Source organism: Herbaspirillum sp. UBA812, assembly GCF_002296545.1.
GTDB classification, from domain to species: Bacteria; Pseudomonadota; Gammaproteobacteria; order Burkholderiales; family Burkholderiaceae_D; genus Herbaspirillum; species Herbaspirillum huttiense.
Genome location: NZ_DBIC01000143.1, coordinates 1 through 22,517 on the forward strand (window position 1 = coordinate 1; position 22,517 = coordinate 22,517).

General features: G+C 63.9%; 16 protein-coding genes. 13 read left to right on the forward strand and 3 right to left on the reverse strand.

Annotation, left to right across the window (positions count from 1 at the left end; genetic code table 11):
- A partial coding sequence (locus B3873_RS09035; protein ID WP_286865423.1) for a type VI secretion system Vgr family protein occupies positions 1-2,910 on the reverse strand: 2,910 nt, incomplete at its 3' end.
- A gap of 360 nt (positions 2,911-3,270) precedes the next feature.
- Here B3873_RS09035 and putA point away from each other — a divergent pair.
- The 6 genes from putA (at position 3,271) to B3873_RS09065 (ending at position 13,084) form a co-directional block, all read left to right on the forward strand.
- A complete protein-coding gene (putA, locus tag B3873_RS09040) occupies positions 3,271-6,969 on the forward strand; it encodes a trifunctional transcriptional regulator/proline dehydrogenase/L-glutamate gamma-semialdehyde dehydrogenase (protein WP_286865425.1) in 3,699 nt (1,232 codons plus the stop codon).
- Positions 6,970-7,168: 199 nt separating this feature from the next.
- The gene (gene hslV, locus B3873_RS09045) at positions 7,169-7,705 is read left to right on the forward strand and encodes an ATP-dependent protease subunit HslV (RefSeq protein WP_006464149.1); all 537 of its coding nucleotides are present in this window, start codon (positions 7,169-7,171) and stop codon (positions 7,703-7,705) included.
- 64 nt (positions 7,706-7,769) lie between these two features.
- Positions 7,770-9,116 (forward strand): ATP-dependent protease ATPase subunit HslU, encoded by a 1,347-nt coding sequence (hslU, locus tag B3873_RS09050; RefSeq protein WP_286865428.1) that lies wholly within the window; start codon positions 7,770-7,772, stop codon positions 9,114-9,116.
- A 41-nt stretch (positions 9,117-9,157) separates the two neighbouring features.
- Entirely contained in the window at positions 9,158-9,370 is a 213-nt protein-coding gene (locus B3873_RS09055; RefSeq protein WP_039785216.1) for a hypothetical protein, read from the forward strand.
- 422 nt (positions 9,371-9,792) lie between these two features.
- Entirely contained in the window at positions 9,793-10,977 is a 1,185-nt protein-coding gene (locus B3873_RS09060; RefSeq protein WP_034331865.1) for a porin, read from the forward strand.
- A gap of 571 nt (positions 10,978-11,548) precedes the next feature.
- The gene (locus B3873_RS09065; RefSeq protein ID WP_209533800.1) at positions 11,549-13,084 is read left to right on the forward strand and encodes a tetratricopeptide repeat protein; all 1,536 of its coding nucleotides are present in this window, start codon (positions 11,549-11,551) and stop codon (positions 13,082-13,084) included.
- 48 nt (positions 13,085-13,132) lie between these two features.
- Here B3873_RS09065 and gspG read toward each other — a convergent pair whose 3' ends face one another.
- The gene (gene gspG / locus B3873_RS09070; protein ID WP_286865429.1) at positions 13,133-13,588 is read right to left on the reverse strand and encodes a type II secretion system major pseudopilin GspG; all 456 of its coding nucleotides are present in this window, start codon (positions 13,586-13,588) and stop codon (positions 13,133-13,135) included.
- A 104-nt stretch (positions 13,589-13,692) separates the two neighbouring features.
- Positions 13,693-14,025, reverse strand: a complete 333-nt coding sequence (cyaY, locus tag B3873_RS09075) for an iron donor protein CyaY (RefSeq protein WP_034331871.1) — start codon at positions 14,023-14,025, stop codon at positions 13,693-13,695.
- A 49-nt stretch (positions 14,026-14,074) separates the two neighbouring features.
- Here cyaY and lptM point away from each other — a divergent pair, with 49 nt between their 5' ends.
- From lptM to B3873_RS09110, 7 genes are all read left to right on the forward strand, one after another.
- Positions 14,075-14,311, forward strand: coding sequence for an LPS translocon maturation chaperone LptM (gene lptM / locus B3873_RS09080; RefSeq protein WP_286865431.1), 237 nt, complete (start codon positions 14,075-14,077; stop codon positions 14,309-14,311).
- A gap of 112 nt (positions 14,312-14,423) precedes the next feature.
- The gene (lysA, locus tag B3873_RS09085) at positions 14,424-15,716 is read left to right on the forward strand and encodes a diaminopimelate decarboxylase (protein ID WP_286865433.1); all 1,293 of its coding nucleotides are present in this window, start codon (positions 14,424-14,426) and stop codon (positions 15,714-15,716) included.
- Between the two features lie 326 nt (positions 15,717-16,042).
- Complete coding sequence (locus tag B3873_RS09090) at positions 16,043-16,990, forward strand: phage tail protein (protein ID WP_286865435.1); 948 nt, start codon at positions 16,043-16,045, stop codon at positions 16,988-16,990.
- A gap of 259 nt (positions 16,991-17,249) precedes the next feature.
- On the forward strand, positions 17,250-18,707 hold the full coding sequence (locus B3873_RS09095) for a sodium:solute symporter family protein (protein ID WP_286865436.1): 1,458 nt from the start codon (positions 17,250-17,252) through the stop codon (positions 18,705-18,707).
- Between the two features lie 198 nt (positions 18,708-18,905).
- On the forward strand, positions 18,906-19,652 hold the full coding sequence (otsB, locus tag B3873_RS09100) for a trehalose-phosphatase (protein WP_034329435.1): 747 nt from the start codon (positions 18,906-18,908) through the stop codon (positions 19,650-19,652).
- 84 nt (positions 19,653-19,736) lie between these two features.
- Entirely contained in the window at positions 19,737-21,626 is a 1,890-nt protein-coding gene (locus B3873_RS09105; protein WP_134221083.1) for a glycoside hydrolase family 15 protein, read from the forward strand.
- On the forward strand, positions 21,626-22,517 hold an 892-nt coding region (locus B3873_RS09110; RefSeq protein ID WP_286865438.1), incomplete at its 3' end, for an alpha,alpha-trehalose-phosphate synthase (UDP-forming). The genes B3873_RS09105 and B3873_RS09110, both read left to right, overlap by 1 nt.

Below are 22,517 nucleotides of genomic sequence, written 5' to 3' on the forward strand. Positions count from 1 at the left end.
CTCGGAGAGGATGATCTTTCCCTGGCCGTCGCTGTGGCCATGCAACTGCTTGTCGGTCGCCGCCAGCGCCTGCTGCCCGCTCTCGGCCGCCACGATGCGCCAGGGGGTATTCGGCAGTGCCAGGCCATGCGGGCCCGGGACGTCCTGGGTCCGCGGGTCGAGGTCGAGCTTCTTGATGTCCACTGCCGTACGTGGGAGGACCGGTAGCTGCACAAGATGCTGGACGGGCCCATCCAGCAAGGTCTGCCCCGCATGCACGGTCAACTCCCCTGGACACAACACCGTAATATTCCCGCCATCAATCACGATACTGGCTCCACCCGCCGTGGCCAGCGTGATCTTGCGCGCCGCCGCCCAGCTCACACCGGCGTTGGCACTGACCACCTGCAAGCGATCGCGCGCCTGCACGGTCAAGCTGCCCGCCTGCGCCTGCACATCGATGTCACGCTGCGCGGCAATCATCTGCAAGCCCAACTCTTTGTCGCCAGCAGCAGTGGCTCCGGCCAGCACGCCAATGGCCTGCTGCGTACGCAAGCGGAATTGCTGCCCGCTGACGTGCTGCGCATCCTGGCCGGCGATAAGACTGACGCTTGCACCATTGGCCATCTGCAGATGCTGTCCCGCTACCACGCCCAGCCCTTCCTTCGCGGCGATCTGGATCAGCGGTTTGCTGGTGGCAGGCAGATCCTGCTGCGCGATCCCGGCTTGCGCGGAAATCGCCTGCTTCAGCGCATCGAGCCCTTTTGTCATGCCCACGGTGCGATGCGTGCGCGCCGCTTCACCGAAGGTCTTGTTGATCTGCGCCGCCTGCCGCACCATGGCCCGCTGCCCCGTGTTGTCCCCGGCCGGATCACGATGGTCGGCGCGATGCGTCACCTGATAGCTGGAAAACAGAAGGCCGCGCCCCGCACGAATCACGCCGTAGGCATCGGTGCGCAATTCCACCCCGGTGCCACGGAAGCTGCCGCGATAATTGTCAGCGCTGTGAACCAGATGGCCGAGCGTGAGTTCGCTGCCCGCCTGCGTGGTCTTGAGCTGGACGCGGCCACGCTGATCGCTGTCGTCGAAGAGCAGCTGGTTGTATCCCCAGCCACCGAACTCCTTGGAGCGGATGCCCCATTGCGCGGCAGGATTGCGGTGCCCATCCAGATCCGCACTGGCGCCATGCCAGGTCGGCGCATGGCCGCCCGCCAGATTGCCCTGGCCGCTGGCAGCCGTATCGCTGGCCGATTGGAATACTTGGGTTTTTGCAGAAAACTTCACTTCGCCACCGGGCGTCGGCGGCTCACCCCCCTCCCCACGGCCGTTGTAGAGGGCCGCAAGCACAATCGGCCGCTCCAGGTCGTTATCGAGGAACTGCACCAGAACCTCCTGCCCGATGCGCGGCAGGAATTGCATCCCCATGCCCGGCCCGGCGCAGCGTTGGCCTACGCGCACCCAGCAGGTGGCCGCCGCATCCTCATGCCGTCCTTGCCAGTGGAAACGGATACGGATCCGTCCCAGGCGGTCGCAGCAGATTTCGTCGGGGCCATTGGCTTCGGTCTCGCCCTGATAGCCGACCACGATGGCACTCTGGCTGCCCTGCGCCATGGCATGAGGACGACGCGTCAGCCCCGTGCCATCGCCCAGGACAGGCCGCCAGACAATATCGGCGCGAATCGCTTCGAAGAGCTTGGCATGGCCCATGCGGCGTGCCAGATCGATCAGGCTGCGGTCCGGTGCCTGTATCTCGCCCACCGTGGCGACCTTGAGGCAGGCATGGAGGGCGTCTTCCAGCAAGATCGGCAGAGGACCGAACAACTCGGCCAGCGCCGCTTGCGTATCGGCTGGCAGGTTGTTGAAGCCTACGCTCAGTACCGCCAGCACGGCGTATTCCTGCTCCTTGCCCGCCAGCGGCCCTTGTTTCAGGCTAAAGCGCGCTCCGGCCCGCAAGCTGCGCACCGTGCTGCGTCCAAGCCAGCGCTTGTTGCGGGCCTCGGCGGCTTCCATCATCAGGCGCGCATGGCGGTCGGCGGCGTCCTTGTCATCGGTCACCGGGCCTGCGCTGTCATAGCTTTCCAGCCTGGGCGCATCGCGCCCGCCGAAGTCGTGATGCGTGGGGATGCTGGCGGTGATGGCTTGTTTGTTCCGGTAGTCATACGACAGCAGCGTGCAGCTGGCCGCCTGCAGGCTGCGACAGGCCGCCAGGGCCTGGACGCCATCCTGCTGATCCAGCTCCCTGGCACCCTGGAAGCGGATGCCATCATGGGCCGCGCTGGTGGGATCTTCCGGAAAGGCGCTGCGCGCCGTGCTGTCGGCAAAGATCACCAGGCGATGGCCTTGCGGACTGGGTGCATGTTCTTCGATGCGCCACGACAGTCCTTCTCCGGCCAGCAGACGGCTGATGAAATCGAGATGCGTCTGCCGGTACTGCACGGTGTAGCTGCGTGGCGGCACCCGAGCCAGATACGCCAGCGCATCAGCCGACCAGTGCCAGTCCGCGTGTTGCGGGAATTCGCGGAAGACGTCTTCGACCACTTCGATCAGGGTCTTGTCCTGCCAGACCCGACTGGTGCTGGCCTGCGACAGCAGCCAAGGCCAGGGCGCCATGCGCAGCCGATAGCGGCCGAAGCCGCCGTCGCCACCCAGCTTGGCCACTTCATGGATCAGGCCGGTCGAGCGGCACACGCCACCCTCCGCAAGCCGGCTGTTCAGCGTGGCCAGGCTGCCCAGCAGGGGCCGGGCTGCCACCTCCGTATCCAGGCTCAGCACGATCAGCTCGGTGGCGCCGACCGCATGCAGGGACTCTACGGCCGCCCATGCTTCGACCAGGAAGCGGTCCTCGGGCTGGCCGGCGATCTCCAGACGATAGAGGCGCGTTGCCGCCGAGAATCGCAACAAACGAGAGAGCAACTGACTGGCGTGATCCATGACAAGCCCCAGAACAATGACGGGCCGTCATTCTTGTTCGGCAACTTTGTACTTCCTGAAAAACCACGAAAATCCCGGGTAAAGCTCGAAAGCCACCGAAGAATGCTTCGAATAAATTGGGATTTGCCACACCAGCAGGCTCACGGCCCGGGTTCAGGCCGGGTCGGACCGTTCATTGCCCCGGAAGCCGCGACAGTACTGCGAAAGGCGCCATGGCGGCTTAGTTTTGGAAAATTAAAAATCGTATAAATGAAATAGTCCGAATTAAATATTGGACGGGTGCATGAAATACAGAATTAATATTGGCATCAAGCACATAGAATCCGGTTGCCCATTTCCATCCCATTTCGACTCCAGACCATGACCACCGTCGCCTCCGCCGCCCCTGCGGCCTCCGCTTCCAGCCTGCCCTTTGGCATATTCCAGGCCGAGTTGCTGCCGGCCCCCAGTCCGCTGCGTGCGGCCATCACCGCCGCCTATCGCCGCGACGAGCGCGAGGCCGTGCAATGGCTGCTGCAACAGGTGCAGGGCCAGCAGCCCTGGAAGGACGCTACCCAGCAACTGGCCAAAAAGCTGGTGCAGCAGGTGCGCGAGAAGCGCACCCGGTCCTCCGGCGTGGATGCGCTGATGCACGAATTCTCGCTGTCTTCCGAAGAAGGCGTGGCGCTGATGTGCCTGGCCGAAGCGCTGCTGCGCATCCCCGACCGCCAGACCGCGGACCGCCTCATCGCCGACAAGATCAGCAAGGGCGACTGGCGCAAGCACCTTGGCGAGTCGCCGTCGCTGTTCGTCAATGCCGCCACCTGGGGCTTGCTCATCACCGGCAAGCTGGTCTCCACCAGCAGCGAAAGCGGCCTCACGCAAGCCATCACGCGCCTGATCGGCAAGGGCGGCGAGCCGCTCATCCGCAAGGGCGTGGACCTCGCCATGCGCATGCTGGGCAACCAGTTCGTGACCGGCCAGACCATCGAAGAAGCGCTGGACAACAGCCGCGACAACGAAAAGCGCGGCTATCGCTATTCCTACGACATGCTGGGCGAAGCCGCCCTGACCATGCACGACGCCGACGCCTACTACCAGTCCTACGAGACCGCCATCCACGCCATCGGCCGCGCCTCCAACGGCCGCGGCATCAAGGATGGCCCGGGTATCTCGGTCAAGCTCTCGGCCCTGCATCCGCGCTACTCGCGCGCCCAGCATGCACGCGTCATGGGTGAACTGCTGCCGCGCCTGAAGCAGTTGCTGCTGCTGGCCAAGCAATACGACATTGGCCTGAACATCGACGCCGAAGAAGCCGACCGCCTCGAACTGTCGCTGGACATGATGGAAGAACTGGTGGCCGACCCCGACCTGGCCGGCTTCGACGGTCTGGGCTTCGTGGTGCAGGGCTACCAGAAGCGCTGCCCCTTCGTCATCGACTACCTGGTCGACCTGGCCCGCCGCAACGGCCGCCGCCTGATGATCCGCCTGGTCAAGGGCGCCTACTGGGACAGCGAAATCAAGCGCGCCCAGGTCGATGGCCTGGAGGGCTATCCGGTCTATACCCGCAAGGTGCATACGGACCTGTCCTACCTGACTTGCGCGCAAAAGCTGCTGGCCGCCACCGACGTCATCTATCCGCAATTCGCCACGCACAATGCCCACACGCTGGCGGCGATCTATCACTGGGCCAAGCAGCACCAGGTCGACAACTACGAATTCCAGTGCCTGCACGGCATGGGCGAGACCCTGTACGACCAGGTGGTCGGTGCCGAGAACCTGGGCAAGGCCTGCCGCATCTATGCCCCGGTCGGTTCGCACCAGACCCTGCTGGCCTACCTGGTGCGCCGCCTGCTGGAAAACGGTGCCAACTCCTCCTTCGTCAACCAGATCGTTGACGAGGCCGTGCCGCTGGACCGTCTGGTGGCCGATCCCATCGAGACCGTGCGCGCCCAGGGCGGCGTGCCGCATCCGGCCATCGCCTTGCCGCAGCAGCTGTATGGCCAGGAGCGCAAGAATTCTTCGGGTATCGATCTCTCCAATGAATCGCGCCTGCAGCAACTGGGCGAGATGTTTGTCTCCATGGCCCAGCGCCAGTGGCAGGCCGCACCGCTGATCGCGGGCGAATTGGCTGCGCAGCCCGCACAGGCCGTGCGCAATCCGGCCGACCATCGTGAGATCGTGGGCCAGGTCAGCGAAGCCACCGTGGCCGATGTCAATACGGCGCTGACCGCCGCCACTGCTTACGCGCCGCAATGGCAATCGACCCCGGCCGCCGAGCGCGCCGCCATGCTCGAACGCGCAGCCGATCTGCTGGAAGAACATATCGCCGAACTGATGGCACTGGCCGTGCGCGAAGCCGGCAAGTCGCTGCCCAATGCGATTGCGGAGGTGCGTGAGGCGGTCGACTTCCTGCGCTACTACGCCATCGCCTCGCGTCACGATGGCAATGTGCTGGCCTGGGGCCCGGTGGTGTGCATCAGCCCGTGGAATTTCCCGCTGGCGATCTTCATCGGCGAGGTCAGCGCTGCGCTGGCCGCCGGCAACGTGGTGCTGGCCAAGCCGGCCGAGCAGACCGCGCTGATCGCCCATCGCGCCGTGCAACTGCTGCACGAGGCCGGCGTGCCGCGCGCCGCCCTGCAATTGTTGCCGGGCCGGGGCGAGACCGTGGGTGCCGCATTGACCTCGGATGTGCGCGTCAAGGGCGTGATCTTCACCGGTTCCACCGAAGTGGCGCAGCTCATCAACCGCACCCTGGCCCAGCGCAAGCACGATGATGGCGACGGCAGCGGCGAACATGGCGATGTCCCGCTGATCGCCGAGACCGGCGGCCAGAATGCGCTCATCGTCGATTCCTCGGCGCTGGCCGAGCAAGTCGTGCAGGACGTGCTGTCCTCCGCCTTCGACAGTGCCGGCCAGCGTTGTTCGGCCCTGCGCATCCTGTGCCTGCAGGAAGACATCGCCGACCGTACCCTGGAGATGCTCAAGGGCGCCATGGCCGAACTGCGCGTGGGCCGTCCGGACCGCCTCTCCACCGACATCGGCCCGGTCATCGATGCCGAGGCGCAGCAGAACCTGCTGGCCCACATCGAGCGCATGCGCAAGAGCGCGCGCGCCGTGCACCAGCTGCCGCTGGGCGAGGATTGCCGGCACGGCACCTTCGTGGCGCCGACCGTCATCGAGATCGACGACCTGGCGCAATTGCAGCGCGAAGTCTTCGGCCCCGTGCTGCACGTGCTGCGCTATCGCCGCGATGCGCTGCCACAGCTGATCGACGCCATCAACGCCACCGGCTATGGCCTGACCTTGGGCGTGCATTCGCGCATCGACGAGACCATCGATTTCGTGGCCCAGCGTGCGCACGTGGGCAACATCTACGTCAACCGCAACATCGTGGGCGCGGTGGTGGGGGTGCAGCCCTTCGGTGGCGAAGGCAAGTCCGGCACCGGTCCCAAGGCCGGTGGTCCGCTCTACCTCAAGCGCCTGCAGCGCCATGCGCAACTGCACGAGGAACTGACCCGCGCACAACCGGCGCAAGTGCCCAACCCCTTGCTGGGCAGCCTGCTGGATTGGGCCCGCACCCATGGCCACGAGCGCCTGGCCGCCAGCGGTGAGCGCTATCACCGCGACAGCCTGCTGCAGCGCAGCCTGCTGCTGCCCGGCCCCACCGGCGAGCGCAATACCCTGGGCTTCGCCCCGCGTGGCCTGGTGCTGTGCGTGGCCGCCAGCGTCGGTACGTTGCTGAATCAACTGGCGGCGGCCTTTGCAACCGGCAATACGGTGGTGGTCGATGAGACCACTGCGGCGCTGTTGCCGGCCGGCTTGCCGGCGCCGGTGCGTGCGGCCATCCGCCGTGCCAGCCAGCTGGAGGCCGAAGCGCTGCAGGCCGCCCTGGTGGACAGCCATCAGGCCGCCGCATGGCGCATGCGCCTGGCCGAGCGCGAAGGTGCGCTGGTGCCGTTGATCCTGTGCAGCGAGGACGGTGCCATTCCCCTGTGGCGCTTGCTGGCTGAGCGCGCGCTGTGCGTCAACACCACGGCCGCCGGCGGCAATGCCAGCCTGATGACGATTTCGGTGTAATCGCTCCCGCTGCCTCAGACGGGCACCCCGGCCTTGTGGTCAGGGTGCCCGTTTTTCTTGCGGGCGTACAATATTGCCCTCGATGGCGGCCCACCCGATGGCATGACTTGCAATCCGGCTGGCCAGCCCCATCTCGACAGGAATGCGGAACCGGTACGTCCCTCCGCTGCTCCCCGGCACATATTGAACAGAGGCAAGCATGGAACAATTTCACGGCACCACCATCCTTTCCGTCCGTCGCGGCAACCAGGTCGCGCTTGGCGGTGACGGCCAGGTGACGCTTGGCAACATCGTCATGAAGGGCAGTGCGCGCAAGGTGCGCAAGCTCTACCACGGCAAGGTCCTGGTCGGTTTCGCCGGCGGCACGGCCGACGCTTTCACCCTGCTCGACTTGTTCGAAGCCAAGCTGGAAAAGCACCAGGGCAACCTGATGCGCGCCTCGGTCGAGCTGGCCAAGGACTGGCGCACCGATCGCATGCTGCGCCGTCTGGAAGCCATGCTGCTGTGCGCGGACCGCGACACCACCCTGGTCATCACCGGCAATGGCGACGTGCTCGAACCCAATGACGGCATCGGTGCCATCGGTTCCGGCGGCAGCTATGCCCAATCGGCCGCCAAGGCCTTGTATGAGAATACCGAGCTGACCCCGGCCGAGATCGTCAAGAAGTCGCTGACCATCGCCGGCGAGCTGTGCATCTACACCAACCTGAACCACATCATCGAGACGCTGGACTAAGCCGCGCAGCGCGCATTTCCTGCCTATTTCTCCGATGAATCGTCACAGCGAAAAGATCACCACCATGAATATGACTCCCAAGGAAATCGTCTCCGAACTCGACAAGCACGTCGTCGGCCAGGCCCGCGCCAAGCGCGCGGTGGCCATCGCGCTGCGCAACCGCTGGCGTCGCCAGCAGATCGAGGAGCCGCTGCGCCACGAGATCACGCCCAAGAACATCCTCATGATCGGCCCCACCGGCGTGGGCAAGACCGAGATTGCGCGCCGCCTGGCCAAGCTGGCCGATGCACCCTTCATCAAGATCGAAGCCACCAAGTTCACCGAAGTCGGCTATGTGGGCCGCGACGTGGACACCATCATCCGCGACCTGGTCGACATCGGCATCAAGCAGACGCGCGAGCTGGAAACGCGCAAGGTGCGCACCCGCGCCGAGGATGCGGCCGAGGACCGCATCCTGGACGTGCTGCTGCCCCCGGCCCGCGATTTCGGTTTTACGCCCGATGGCAATAATGCCAGCCCCGAGAAGGATGACAAGAACACGACCCGCCAGACCTTCCGCAAGCGTCTGCGTGAAGGTGCGCTGGATGATCGCGAGATCGAACTGGAATTGAATGATGCCGCCCCCTCGATGGAAATCATGGCACCCCCGGGTATGGAAGAAATGACCGAGCAGATCAAGACCATGTTCTCGGGCCTGGGCAACCAGCGCAAGAAGGCGCGCAAGATCAAGATCAAGGAAGCCATGAAGCTGCTGATCGAGGAAGAAGCCGCCAAGCTGGTCAATGAGGAAGAACTCAAGCAGAAGGCCATCGCCAATGTCGAGCAGAACGGCATCGTCTTCCTGGATGAGATCGACAAGATCGCCACCCGCTCGCAGAACGGCAATGCCGATGTCTCGCGCGCAGGTGTGCAGCGCGACCTGCTGCCGCTGGTGGAGGGCACCACCGTCAACACCAAGTACGGCATGATCAAGACCGATCACATTCTCTTCATCGCGTCGGGCGCGTTCCATCTCTCCAAGCCCTCCGATCTGATTCCGGAATTGCAGGGACGCTTCCCGATTCGCGTGGAGCTGGACTCGCTGTCGATTGCCGATTTCGAGCGCATCCTGACCGGCACCGATGCCTGCCTGACCAAGCAGTACGAAGCGCTGCTGGCCACCGAAGGCGTGAAGATCGAATTCGCCGACAGCGGCATCAAGCGACTGGCCGAGATCTCGCATACGGTCAATGAGAAGACCGAGAACATCGGTGCGCGCCGTCTCTATACCGTGATGGAAAAGCTGCTGGAAGAGATTTCCTTCACGGCGGGTGAAGCTGGTGTGGATGGGCTGCTCATCGATGCCGGGTATGTCAACGAGCGGCTGGGCGAGCTGGCCGTGGATGAGGACATGTCGCGCTACGTGCTGTAACGCGATGCTGTCATGATGCCCGCCGAGGCAAGGAGAATGCGATGGCCAACAAGACTTTGGGAACGCGGCAGAAGCTGAGTTTTCGCATCGAGCCGTCACAATCCAAGCCACGCAATCCGGTGGCGCTGGCTGCCCAGCAGCGCGCCGGAGGTGCCGGTGCACATCGCAAGAATGCGTCGGCGCAGCGTCAGCAATTGAAGTCGGAGCTGTTGAAGAAGCTGGTCGGTGAACCCAAGGAAGATAAGCAGGAGTGAGTGCAATGCATGGCTGTACAGTGATGGAACGCGATATTGCGCGCGACCAGTCGCATTCGCCAGAAACGTACGAAAATGTACGGAAATGCGCAGCGAGTGACAAGAAGCCTCGCTGGCTTGCTTAACAAGAACCCATTGTTTGTTGCCAGCAAGATGTATCAAAATGTTAGAAATGACGAAAAGCGCCGGTAGGGATACCGGCGCTTTTTCCTTGATGCAGGCCGATAGCGGGACAGTCCTGCCGCAGCACATCCGAAAGCGGCGATAAAAAAATACAACAATTGCCATTTCAATCTTTGGCTCCCGTCTAAAAAATGACTTCTATCGACCAAGGTGCAGTCATGGGCGACGAGAAGCATTAATGTTTGCCCATCCGACTGCAAGTGCGGATCCTCAAGACTATTTTTAGAGAAGGACGTCACATGAAAAAATCTCTGCTGGCACTCGCCGTTCTGGGCGCGTTCGCAGGCGCAGCCAATGCGCAAAGCTCCGTCACGATCTACGGTATCGTCGATACCGGTGTTGTCTACCAAAGCAAGGTTGCTACTGCCTCCGGCGGTACTGGCACCAAGTTTGGCCTGAACTCGGGCATCATCCAGGGTTCGCGTATCGGCTTCAAGGGTGTTGAAGATCTGGGCGGCGGTCTGTCGGCTGTGTTCCAACTGGAAACCGGCTTCTCCAACGATACCGGCGGCCTGCAAGGCTCCGACGCCACCACTGGTTCCAACCTGTTCCGCCGCAAGTCGGTGGTCGGTCTGACCGGTAACTTCGGTAGCGTGCTGGTCGGTCGTCAAACCGACTTCGCCGACACCATCTCGGCTTACACCGCCGTGCAAGACTTCGGTGGCTGGGTCAACAACTCCGGCTCCGGTCTGGATCGCCTGCAAGGCACCCGCACCAACAACTCGATCAGCTACACCACCAACAGCCTGAACGGCTTCACCGGTAACCTGATGTACGGCTTCGGTGAAACCGCTGGTCAAACTTCCGCTGGCCAGTCCTTCGGCATCGGCGGCAAGTACGACAACGGTCCTCTGGGTCTGGGTATCAACTACTACCAGTCCAAGGCTGGTTCGACCCCGTCTGACGTCTCGCTGATCCCGTCGAGCTCGACCACCACCAACGTCAACACCCTGACTGCCAACTCCGGCAGCACCGCACAGAAGGTCCTGAACGTGGCAGCGTCCTACCAGTTCGGTCCGGCACGTGTGTACGGTAACTGGTCGCGCGTCAAGCAAGACCTGAACACCCAGGCCAACCTGACCTCCGTGGGCGTCGGTTCGCTGACCTCGCTGACCAACCGTACGCTGGCCCGTTCCAACAAGGCTGACATCTACGAAATCGGTACCGCTTACTCCCTGAGCCCGTCGCTCAAGCTGCTGGCGGCTGTGGATCACACCCGTGCCAACTTCGACGGCGTGTCCAACAAGACCAAGCTGACCCAAGTCAGCCTGGGTACCGACTACTGGCTGTCCAAGCGCACCGACCTGTACGCCTTCCTGGCTTACACCAAGGCTAGCGACATGGTCAACCCGGGCGTCTCCGACAGCACCGGCACCGATGGCAACCAAGGCGCCGTCGCCGTGGGTATCCGTCACAAGTTCTAATGTGAGTTGATCTGCGTCGTCTTCCCGGCGGCGCAGTGTGATGCACAAGTGAGCAAAAGAAGCGCCGCATGAGGTTCATGCGGCGCTTTTTTTCATGCTTGTTCTGGTCGCGATTTTTATTAGTTTTGGCAATAGTCCATTTCGTTCTTCGCAGGAATGCAGCTGATTTCGCGCATGGCTCGTCGGGCACTCGGATTTGGTGCAACGCTGCCCTCGAGCTTGCACAGGAAAGCTCATTTTTGGCACTGCAAAAAGCTCGCTTTCTGTTGGTCAAATCCTGACAAAAGCCTTACTGGTGGCCGACCTTAATGTCTGTAAAGAAAGCGTAATAAGCTCTCGGCCTTGCGCACTTTTTTGCGGCGCACTGCTCTAATAGCAGCACCATTTCGATGCGCATGGAGGTGGAGCACTTCCATGGATCGCGTATCGCACCGCCCCACAACGGACTGGCGGATTGCATTCAAAACCTTAGTTTTTTGATGCACACCGGACTGACGCAGCTTGCTGCGCCAGAGGGGATTTTTTCGTCCGCGATTTCGTGATTGCGGATTTGCTGAGAAAGGAAAAGAACATGGCAACGAGAGAAGAGCTGGCCGTCATCAAGGCCGCCCGTGCCGGCGAATCACGCGCGCAGCTGGCGCTGGGCCGACGCTACCTCGACGGCGGCAGCGGCCTGCCGCGCAGCAAGGGCACCGCCTTCTACTGGCTGCGCCGCGCCGCGCAACAGGGTGTGGACGATGCGTGGATGATCATCGGCCGCAACATCACCTACGATCAGGTCAAGGAATTATCTTCGCCGCAGGAAGCGGCCATCTGGTACGAGAAGGCGTTTGAAGCGGGCGTGCCGCAGGCCGGCGTGATCTTTGCGCGCCTGGTACTGGAACACACCGAACAGTTCGACAGCAATGCTCACGCGCGCGCCATCGCCGCGCTGTCCTTGTTGGCCAGCCGCGATGACCATGAGGCGCAATGGCTGCTGGCGCAGCAGATGCAGCGCCATGGCCAGCCCATGGTGCCCGGTCTGCCGGCTTCGGCAGTCGAAGAACGACTGGTGCGCGAAGCAGCACGTGCCGGCATCGAACAGGCGCAATACGCGCTGCTGGACAAGGCCTGGCAGCAAGGCCAGGGTGCGGCCTTCGCGCGCGGCGCGGCGGTGCTGGTCAAGCGCCTGATCGAGCGCAACAGCCAGGCGGTGGCGCAACTGGACAAGGAAGGCGATGCTACCGGTCTGGTGCAGCTCAATGCCGAGGAAGCCACGCTGCTGCTGCGCTATGGCCAGTGGCAGGCACGTGCGGCCGCGCCCGAGTTGCCGCAACTGATGCGCTTGTTTGAACTGGCAGCGCTGGCCGGAGAGGTCGAGGCGCGTCTGGAACTGGGCCTGCTGTGCGCCAAGATCGACCGCGCTGGCAATCGCGTCTTCATGGAGCAGGGCCTGGCCAATTTCAAGAAGGCCTTGCACTGGCTGGTGCTGGCGGGAGAGGGCGGTTCGGCCCAGGCCTGGCATGCGCTGGCGCGCATCTATTCGCGCTCGATCTATTCGCAGCGCAATCTGCAGGTCGCCCAGCAATATCTGGAAAAGGCGGCGGAGTCCGGTCTGGTGGAAGCGCAGAGCGAGCTGGCGCAGATCTTCTGGCGCAATCGCCGCGATGATCCCATGCATGACGTCAAGGCCCTGTACTGGTGGCAGCAGGCGGCCGCCCAGGGCGAAGCCAGCGCAGCCGACGCCCTGCAGCCGTTCATGGCCGTGGAAGACGCGCAGTCATGGGCGGTGCAGGCGCGCGCCCAGCTCAGCGACAAGCTGCGCAACAGCAATCCCTTCCTGAGTGCGCGCATCGAACTGGCGGCCATCTTTGGCCTGACCAAGCCGGAAGCCTTGCTCATCGATATCAAGCAGGCCGATTATGGCCACTGTCTGGTGGTCGACATCTGCGCTCATCACGCGCGCAGCAAGCGCCGCCTGATCGCGGTGCAGACCGAAGCCCAGCGCGCCGCCATCAACCGCGTGAGCCGCCTGTTCGGTGACGTCGACTGTGGATTCAGCGGTCCGGAAGGCAACTACCGCCAGCGCCAGTACCGGCTGCGCACGGCCTTCCCGGACATCGCCTGAGGCAGCGGCAGGCTCGATCAGGCGGTAGCTGCCGCCTGATCGGTCTCCTCAATGCTGGCGGATGACCTGCTCGCCGTCGGCACCGCCGTCCGGGCCGGCCTGGCCGAAGGAATAGAGTTCGTAGCTGGTGCCGTCGTCATCGGCACCGTACTGATAGGAATTGCCCCAGGGATCGCGCGGCAGGCGATCCACGTAGCCGCCGATGGACCAGTTGCCCGGCACGGGTGGCCGGGTCGGCTTGATCACCAGGGCCAGCAGGCCCTGGGCGGCGCTGGGATAGCGGCCATTGTCCTGGCGATAGCGTTCCAGCCCGGCGGCGATGGCTTGCATGTCCTTCTCTGCGGCCAGTGCTTGCGGGCTGTGGTCGTGGTTGAAGCGCGTCACCAGCGGTGGCAGCAGCAGGGCGGCCGCCACGGCCAATACGGTCAGCGCCAGGATCCAGCGCAGGCGCGCCAGGCCGCGCTGCAGGAACAGGAAGGCAGGATGTCGGAGAGATCGACGCATGAATGCTGCAGTCTTATTGTTGTGGACGGTGCAAGCCGGCAGGGCGCAGGTTCAGGCGCACCGCCGCTGTGGCGGCAGGACGCGCAGGCCGGCGCCGCACTGGCTCAGGGCTTGATGGTGACGGGAACGCCCGCCTGGCTGCTGACCACTTCCGACAGCGTGGCGTAAAGCTCGGTGCCATCGCGGGTGTTGAGCCAGTGGCTGCCGTCGAATTTGTAGTGGAAGCCGCCGGAACGCGCGGCCAGCCACATTTCCTGCATGGGGGCCTGGCTGTTGATGATGATCTTGGAGCCATTGTCCACGCACTCGATTTCCAGCACGTTGCCGCTGCGGCTGCATTCCACATCCAGGTCGCTGGCGTCGCAGGCGTCTTCCAGGGCCGTCTCGATGGCGTTGAGGGTGGCGTCAGCCAGGTCCAGGAATTCCGATTCGGTCATGCTACACTCCAAGTCATTCTAAGATTTCGATGTAATCTGCCATTTTATCGTGAAGTCACACTATTCTCCCGCCCGTTGTGCAGCTTCCCTGGCGCTGTGCGCCGCCGTCCTGGTGCTGGCCGGTTGCGGCCAGAAAGGCCCGCTGTACATGCCCAAGGTACCGCCTGATCCCTTCGTGCGCACCCAGCCCGCCGCGCCGGCAGCGGCCCAGGACAAGGCAGGTACCCAGGATGGTGAGGCCAAAGCCTCCGGCGACACCCCTGCCGCCGACGCTCCCAAACGATGATGCCCGGCTGAAACATCGCGCTGTACTGCGGCCGGTCCCCCGGTAATGAGGGCGGGGACTGCGCAGGATGATTCCACCGATTGCCTTTTTCCGCTGACTTTTCCGGATTCCCATGTCCCACTTTTCCTATCGCAACTGCGCGCTGCACGCCGAAGACGTCTCCCTGCAAGCCTTGGCCGATCAGTTCGGCACCCCGCTCTACGTTTATTCCAAGTCGGCGCTGGTGCAGAATTTCTCGGCCTATGCCGACGCCTGCCGCGCGGCCGGCCGTGCCGAGGGCGGCAAGGGTGGCGCACTGGTGTGCTACTCGGTCAAGTCCAATTCCAACCTGGCGGTGCTGAACCTGCTGGGCAAGCTGGGCTCGGGCTTCGACATCGTCTCCGGTGGCGAGCTGCTGCGTGTGGTGGCCGCCGGCGGCGATGCGCGCAAGGTGATCTTCTCGGGCGTGGGCAAGGGCCGCGACGAGATGAAGCTGGCGCTGGAACATGACATCCTCTGCTTCAACGTGGAATCCATCCCCGAAGTGGCGCGCCTGAATGAAGTGGCCGGCGCGCTCGGCAAGCGCGCCCGCATCTCGCTGCGCGTCAATCCCAACGTGGATGCCAAGACCCATCCCTACATTTCTACCGGCCTGAAGGAAAACAAGTTCGGCGTGGCCTATGAAGACGCGCTGAACTGCTATCGCGCCGCCGCTGCCCTGCCCAACATCGACGTGGTCGGCATCGACTGCCACATCGGCTCGCAGCTGCTGGACGACTCGCCGCTGCTGGAAGCACTGGACAAGATCATCGACATGGTCGATGCGCTGGAAGCGGAGGGCATCCCCATTCACCACCTCGACATCGGCGGCGGCATCGGCATCCGCTACGACGACGAGCAACCGGTGGCCATCGGCGACTACCTGGCCCGCGTGTTCGCCCGCGTCGACGCCTGGCGTGCGAAGAAGTACGACGGCCGCCCGATCCAGGTCATGTTCGAGCCGGGCCGCTCGGTGGTCGGTAATGCCGGCCTGCTGCTGACCGAGGTGCAATACCTCAAGCATGGTGAAGAAAAGAACTTCGCCGTAGTCGATGCCGCCATGAACGATCTGATGCGTCCGGCCATGTACGAAGCCTGGCATGGCGTGCAGACCGTGAAGGAAAACGCCGGCCAGCCCCGCATCTACGACGTGGTCGGGCCGGTGTGTGAATCCGGCGACTGGCTGGCCCGCTCGCGCGAACTGGCCATCCACGAGGGCGACCTGCTGGCCCTGATGTCGGCCGGTGCCTACGGCATGACCATGGCCTCCAACTACAACACCCGTGGCCGTGCGGCCGAAGTACTGGTCGATGGTAGCCAGGTCCACCTGGTCCGTGCCCGTGAAAATCCGGCCGACCTGTTCGCGCTGGAAAAGATCGTGGACTGACGCGCTTTATTGTCGGTCTGCCAAGCGGCAGTCCCGGAAACGGGACTGCCGTTTCCTTTTGTGCATCATTCCGGGCGCGATTATTGATAGCCCGGCAAGTCCCGCCTGGCTTGGCTGCAGATATTTTTTGCAGAGCCGCATTTTTGTTTTGCCTTTCAGAAATTTCGGCGCAAAATAGCCATCCGTCCGAAAAACAATCGAAGCATCAGAACATGCCTGGGGGCAGAGCTGCCCGCAACGCGAGACCTGGCAAGCATTCACGGACGTGAGGGAGCACATCAGGGCCACCGGGACGGTGGTCGCTAGCGTAATACAGGGGAATTCCAATGCAAGTTCTGGAACGGTCAGAGGGAGATCGCGACCGTCGCGTCGCCAGCGAGGGCGTGGCGCAGGCCGGCCATGGCGATCCGTCCGGCCAGCTCATACACAGCAGTCAGTCCAGTCACGCCAGCCAGTCGCCGGCACCGGCGCGCGCTGCGTCCGTGCAGCCTGACCTCAGCGAAGAGGAACTGGAAGTCCGGGCCTCGCACATCACGGCTGCCGCTGTTGCCGCAGCCGCCGTCACGGCGGCGGTGGCCACCTCGGCCGGCACTGCCAGCCTGCCGTATGAAGACACGGCCCCGGCACCGGCGACGCAGGAAGAGCCCGCAGCCCAGACCCGCCGTGGCCCGCGTGGCCCGCGCAGCGAGCCGGAGCCGCGCGCGTCGACCCGTGGCGCCTTGCTGGTCTCGCTGCTGACGCTGGCCATCATCGGCGTCGCCGTGTGGGTCGGTGCGCAATGGCCGCAACGCTCGCTCAAGCCGGTGATGCAGCAATTGCCGTCGCTGTCCAAGGCGGCCCCGGTGGACGCCGTGGCGCCGCCCGCCAGCCTGGACCATGCCGAGCCTGCCGCCAGCGATGCTGCCCCCGGCCCCGAAGTGATCGCCCAGCTGCAGCAGGAAGCCGACGACAAGGCCCATCAACTGGCGCAGAAACGTGCCGCCGCCGAAGCCCGCCATCGCCGCGAGGATGCCGCCCTGGCCCTGCGCGAACAGCGGCGCCGCGAAGCCGAGGCCCAACTGGCCAACGCCCGCGCCAAGGCAGAACGCGCCCAGGCCGTGGTGCCGGTGCCGGAAGTGGTGGAAGTGCAGCCCGTGCCAACCTTGGCCGAGCAGGTCAAGCAATGCAGCACCCTGTCCGTATTTGCGCGCGAGAGCTGCCTGTGGAAGCTGTGCGACGGCAAGTGGGGCAAGAACGGCTGCCCTTCCTACGAGCGCAACAACGAAGGTGCCTGATCCCGCCCCCTCCTGCGCCGCCGCTTCCGGTGGCGCAGGCTGCTTCACTTTCGCTTCATCTCCCCTGACAAAATCCTGAAGACCCGCCCCCTGCGAGCGGGAGCATTTCTTGCTTGCCCACCGACCAGTCAGCGGCGACCGGCCAGCGCGGCTGTGGTCCGCTGGCGACAGATGAAAAGTCTTGCCGCAAGCGGCTTTGCGCGAGGAAGTTGCCGCTATAATGCGCGTTTTTCTTACCCCCCCCTGCAAGGAAAAAGGCATGAATGCACTGCTCTGGTTCGTCGTCCTCTACTGGGTCATCTCGGTCGGTATCGGCCTGTATGCCACCCGCTACGTGAAGAGTTCGAAGGACTATGCCGTCGCCGGCCGCTCGCTGCCGATGTCGGTGGTGACCGCGACCGTCTTTGCGACCTGGTTTGGCTCCGAGGCGGTGCTCGGCGTGTCCTCGACCTTCCTCAAGGACGGCCTGGGCGGCATCGTGGCCGATCCCTTCGGCTCGTCGCTGTGCCTGATCCTGGTGGGCGTGTTCTTCGCCAAGAAGCTGTACCGCATGAACCTGCTGACCATCGGCGACTACTACAAGAAGCGCTTCGGCCGTGCCGCCGAAATGCTGGTCACGATCTGCATCGTCATCTCCTACCTGGGCTGGGTGGCGGCGCAGATCAAGGCGCTGGGGCTGGTCTTCAACGTCGTCTCGGGCGGCTACATTCCCATGCACTGGGGCATGATCATCGGTGCCGGCAGCGTGCTCATCTATACCCTGATGGGCGGCATGTGGGCCGTGGCCATCACGGACTTCCTGCAGATGATCATCGTGGTGGTCGGCATGCTTTATATCGGGTATGAAGTTTCGGGTATGGTCGGCGGTCCGGGAGTGGTGATTGCGCACGCCGCCGAGGCCGGCAAGTTCAACTTCTGGCCGGCAGCTGAACTGAAAGACGTGCTTTGGTTCTTTGCCGCCTGGATCACCATGATGCTGGGCTCGATTCCACAGCAGGACGTGTTCCAGCGCGTCATGTCCTCCAAGAACGAGAACGTGGCGCGCAACGCCTCGGTGCTGGGTGGCGTGATCTATTTCTTCTTCGTCTTCATCCCCATCTTCCTGGCCTATTCCGCCACGCTGATCGACCCGGCGATGGTCTCGCGCCTGCTGGAAACCGATTCCCAGCTGGTGCTGCCGACCCTCATCATGGAAAAGATGCCGGTGTTCGCCCAGGTGATGTTCTTCGGCGCGCTGCTGTCGGCCATCAAGAGCTGCGCCAGCGCGACCCTGCTGGCACCGTCGGTGACCTTCACCGAAAACGTGCTGCGTGAAATCCGTCCCTGGAAAAGCGACCGTGAATTCCTGTTCTCGATGCGCGCAGTGGTGCTGGTCTTCACGGTAGGCGTGACCACGCTGGCCCTGAACAGCCAGTCCAGCATCTATGAAATGGTCGAGAACGCTTACAAGGTGACGCTGGTGGCCGCCTTCGTGCCGCTGGCCTTCGGCGTCTACTGGCAGCGCGCCACCCGCCAGGGCGCGCTGATGGCCATGGTGCTGGGCCTGGTCTCCTGGATCACGCTGGAATACGCCGCCCCCGACGGCCTGTGGCCGCCGCAGCTGGCCGGCCTGCTGTTCTCCATCGGTGGCATGGTGGTCGGTTCGCTCCTGCCCCAGGTGCTGGCCCCGGTGCCGCCCATGGTGGCGGTGCCCGCCGAGGGCAGCGCCCAGACCTGATCCGGCTTGCTCCAGCGAAACGGTCGCCCGGCCTTGCCGCGCGGCCGTTTCGTCTTTTTGGGGAAGCCGCCAGAACTGCTGGGCCAGGTGCTGTCAAAGCAATTCCAACGCCCGGGTTTTCGAACTTATTCGATATTTATTTGACAATAATTCGAGAGCCACCCGGAACTTATTTGCTTTCCATCAACCTGAAATGGCATGACTGAGCACATTCGCCCCTACGATGTCGCTGCCGATGCGTTGTTTCTGGACTTCGACGGCACCCTGGTCGACCTGGCGCCCCAGCCTGAAGAGATCGTGGTGCCGCCGGAGCTGATCACGCTCCTGCAGCGCATCCAGCAAGAATCGGACGGCGCGCTGGCCATCGTCAGCGGCCGTCCGCTCGATCAACTGGATTTCTTCCTGGCCCCGCTGCGCCTGCCTGCGGCCGGTGTGCATGGTGCCGAGCGGCGCACGGCCGATGGCCGCATCCTGCAGCAACCGGTGCCGGACGTGCATCACCTGCGCGAGCGCCTGCTGCCGCTGGTGGAGTCGCATCCCGGCCTGCAGCTGGAACTCAAGCGCGGCGCACTGGCCCTGCATTACCGCCACGCCGCCCATCTGGAACAGCGCTGCGTGGAGACCATGATGGACGCGCTGCGCCATGAACCGGGCTTCACTTTGCTGCACGGCAAGATGGTGGTGGAAGCCAAGCCGCACATCAACAAAGGCGATGCCGTCGCCGCCTTCCTGCATGAGGCCCCGTTCCGGGGCCGCCGTCCGGTCTTCATCGGCGATGACGTGACCGATGAAGCCGGCTTTGCCATCGCCCAAGGTGAAGTCTTCGGCGGATTTGGCATCAAGATCGGCGCCGGCCCCAGCCAGGCCCTGCAACGCCTGGCCGATCCAGCCGCCGTGCTGGACCTGCTGCGCCAGAGCGTGGAGGTACGCAGCACCCCCGGATAGCCTTCGTACCGGCCTGTTTGCCGGCCCCGCAGCACATCGCCTTCCATCAAGAAATCTGACCCACAGAACAGAGCACGAGGAACCATGAGCCAGCCCAGCCCCGATCCGCATCAAGAAGCGCAACCGCAGCCGCATTCCCAGACGCAGCATTCCGAACAACCGCACCTGGCCGCCCAGGCGCACGACATGCCCTCGACCTCCTCGCTGGAACTGGGCGTGATCGGCAATTGCGCCTTCTCGGCCTTGGTGGACAAGATGGGCCGCATCGTCTGGTGCTGTCTGCCACGTTTCGATGGCGACCCGGTCTTCAATGCGCTGCTCGACCCTACCGACAGCGGGGCACTGTGGGCCTTCCAACTGGAGAATTTTTCCCACAGCGAGCAGTGGTATGAACCCAATACCGCCGTGCTGCGCACCCGCCTGTACGACACGCTGGGCCAGGGCATCGAGATCACCGACCTGGCACCGCGCTTCCAGAGCCGCGGCCGCTTCTTCCGGCCGCTGCAGCTGGTACGCCGCATCCATCCGCTCTCGGGCGCGCCGCGCATGCGCGTGGTGCTGCGTCCCAAGTTCGACTGGGGCCGCGAAGTGCCGCCGCAGACGCGCGGCAGCAACCACATCCGCTATGTCGGCCAGGAACAGACCCTGCGCCTCAATACCGATGCGCCCATCAGCTACATCGTCGACGAGACCGCCTTCGTGGTCAGCCGCCCCTACAACTTCATCCTCGGTCCTGACGAAACCCTGCATGGCGGCATCAACGATACCGCCCGTGATTTCGAGCAGGAAACCACCGCCTACTGGCGCAACTGGAGCCGCGCCCTGGCCACGCCGCTGGAGTGGCAGGATGCCGTCATCCGCGCCGCCATTACGCTGAAATTATCGGTGTATGAAGATACGGGCGCGATCATCGCCGCCATGACCACCAGCGTGCCCGAAGCACCGGGCAGCCAGCGAAACTGGGACTACCGTTATTGCTGGCTGCGTGACGCTTTCTTCGTGGTGCGTGCCCTCAACAGTCTCTCCGAGCTGGGCACCATGGAAGACTACCTGCGCTGGCTGACCAATGTGGTGGTGCGCTCCGGCGGCGGCCACGTGCAGCCCCTGTACGGTATCGGCCTGGAAGAAGCGCTGCCCGAGCAGATCCTGGATCACCTGCCGGGCTACCAGCATCACCAGCCTGTGCGCGTGGGCAACCAGGCGTATGAACACTTCCAGCACGACGTCTACGGCAACATCGTGCTGGGCGCGGCGCAGGCCTTCCACGACATGCGCCTTCACCATCGCGCCGGGGCCGAGCACTTCCAGCATCTGGAAGCGGTGGGTGAACGTGCTTATGAAGTCTACAACCAGCCCGATGCCGGCATGTGGGAGCTGCGCACCCGTTCGCGCATCCATACCTCGTCGGCGCTCATGAGCTGGGCCGCCTGCGACCGCCTGGCCAAGATCGCCGCCCGCGTGGACCTGCCGGAGCGGGCCCGCTACTGGGGTGACCGCGCCAAGGAAATCGGCGACCGCATCCTCACCGAAGCCTGGAATGAACAGCGCCAGGCCTATGCCGAAAGCTTCGGCGGACGCGACCTCGATGCCAGCGTACTGCTGATGGTGGAAGTGGGCCTGATCTCGCCCACCGATCCGCGCTTCATCTCCACCGTGGAAGCGCTGGAGAAGTCCCTCTGCGACGGCCCCTACATGCGCCGCTACGAAGCGCCGGATGATTTCGGCCGTCCCGAGACCGCCTTCAACATCTGCACCTTCTGGCGCATCGACGCGCTGGCGCGCATCGGCCGCAAGGAGCAGGCGCGCGAGATCTTCCAGGCCATGCTGGATGCCCGCAACCACCTGGGCCTGCTGTCCGAGGATACGCATCCGGTCACGCGCCAGATGTGGGGCAACTTCCCGCAGACCTATTCGATGGTGGGCATCATCAACTGTGCGATGCGCCTGTCGGCGTCGTGGGAGGCGGTGATCTGATGGGCAGACTCGTCGTCGTTTCCAATCGCCTCGCCGATCCCCGCAAGCCGGCTGCCGGCGGGCTGGCCGTCGCGCTTGGCGAGACCCTCAAGAAGACTGGCGGACTCTGGTTCGGCTGGAGCGGCAAGGTCGTCGAGAACGGCACGCCCGGCGAGGGCGAGCTGCGCGTCAATCAGGCCGGCCCGGTCACCCTGGCCGAACTCGACCTGTCGCAGGAAGATCATGATGCCTACTATCGCGGCTACGCCAATGGCGTGCTGTGGCCGGTCTTCCACTATCGGCTGGACCTGGCGCATTTCGAGGCAGGCCACCTGGGCGGCTATCGCCGGGTCAATCAGCTCTTCGCGCGTAAATTGTTTCCGCTGTTGAAGCGCGATGACATCGTCTGGATCCACGATTACCACCTCATCCCGCTGGCCGCCGAACTGCGCGCCATGGGCTGCGAGGCGCGCATCGGCTTCTTCCTGCACATCCCGCTGCCGCCGCCGCCGATCCTGACTGCCATCCCTTCGCATGAATGGCTCATGCGCGCACTGTTTGCCTATGACCTGGTGGGCTTCCAGAACCATGCCGACCTGCAGCACTTCGCCCAGTACGTGCAGGCCGAAGCGACCGCCGAGCCGGTCGGTCCCAACCAGTTCCGCGCCTTCAACCGCACGGTACATGCCAATGCCTTCCCGATCGGCATTGACGTGGCCGAATTCCAGCGCCTGGGCCAGGCCAAGGAAGCGCGCGATACCTATGAAAGCACCAAGGCCGAGTACTCACGCCGGCGCTTGCTGATCGGCGTCGACCGGCTGGATTATTCCAAGGGCCTGCCGCAGCGCATCCGCGCCTTCCGTGAACTGCTGCGCCTGTATCCGGAAAACCGCCACAGCGCCACCTTGCTGC

Coding starts and splice junctions, on each gene's coding strand:
- B3873_RS09105 (WP_134221083.1), top strand. CDS start 19,737: ATGAGCCAGCCCAGCCCCGATCCGCATCAAGAAGCGCAACCGCAGCCG.
- B3873_RS09060 (WP_034331865.1), top strand. CDS start 9,793: ATGAAAAAATCTCTGCTGGCACTCGCCGTTCTGGGCGCGTTCGCAGGC.
- B3873_RS09055 (WP_039785216.1), top strand. CDS start 9,158: ATGGCCAACAAGACTTTGGGAACGCGGCAGAAGCTGAGTTTTCGCATC.
- cyaY (WP_034331871.1), bottom strand. CDS start 14,025: ATGACCGAATCGGAATTCCTGGACCTGGCTGACGCCACCCTCAACGCC.
- gspG (WP_286865429.1), bottom strand. CDS start 13,588: ATGCGTCGATCTCTCCGACATCCTGCCTTCCTGTTCCTGCAGCGCGGC.
- lysA (WP_286865433.1), top strand. CDS start 14,424: ATGTCCCACTTTTCCTATCGCAACTGCGCGCTGCACGCCGAAGACGTC.
- putA (WP_286865425.1), top strand. CDS start 3,271: ATGACCACCGTCGCCTCCGCCGCCCCTGCGGCCTCCGCTTCCAGCCTG.
- B3873_RS09095 (WP_286865436.1), top strand. CDS start 17,250: ATGAATGCACTGCTCTGGTTCGTCGTCCTCTACTGGGTCATCTCGGTC.
- B3873_RS09090 (WP_286865435.1), top strand. CDS start 16,043: ATGCAAGTTCTGGAACGGTCAGAGGGAGATCGCGACCGTCGCGTCGCC.
- B3873_RS09065 (WP_209533800.1), top strand. CDS start 11,549: ATGGCAACGAGAGAAGAGCTGGCCGTCATCAAGGCCGCCCGTGCCGGC.
- hslV (WP_006464149.1), top strand. CDS start 7,169: ATGGAACAATTTCACGGCACCACCATCCTTTCCGTCCGTCGCGGCAAC.
- otsB (WP_034329435.1), top strand. CDS start 18,906: ATGACTGAGCACATTCGCCCCTACGATGTCGCTGCCGATGCGTTGTTT.
- hslU (WP_286865428.1), top strand. CDS start 7,770: ATGAATATGACTCCCAAGGAAATCGTCTCCGAACTCGACAAGCACGTC.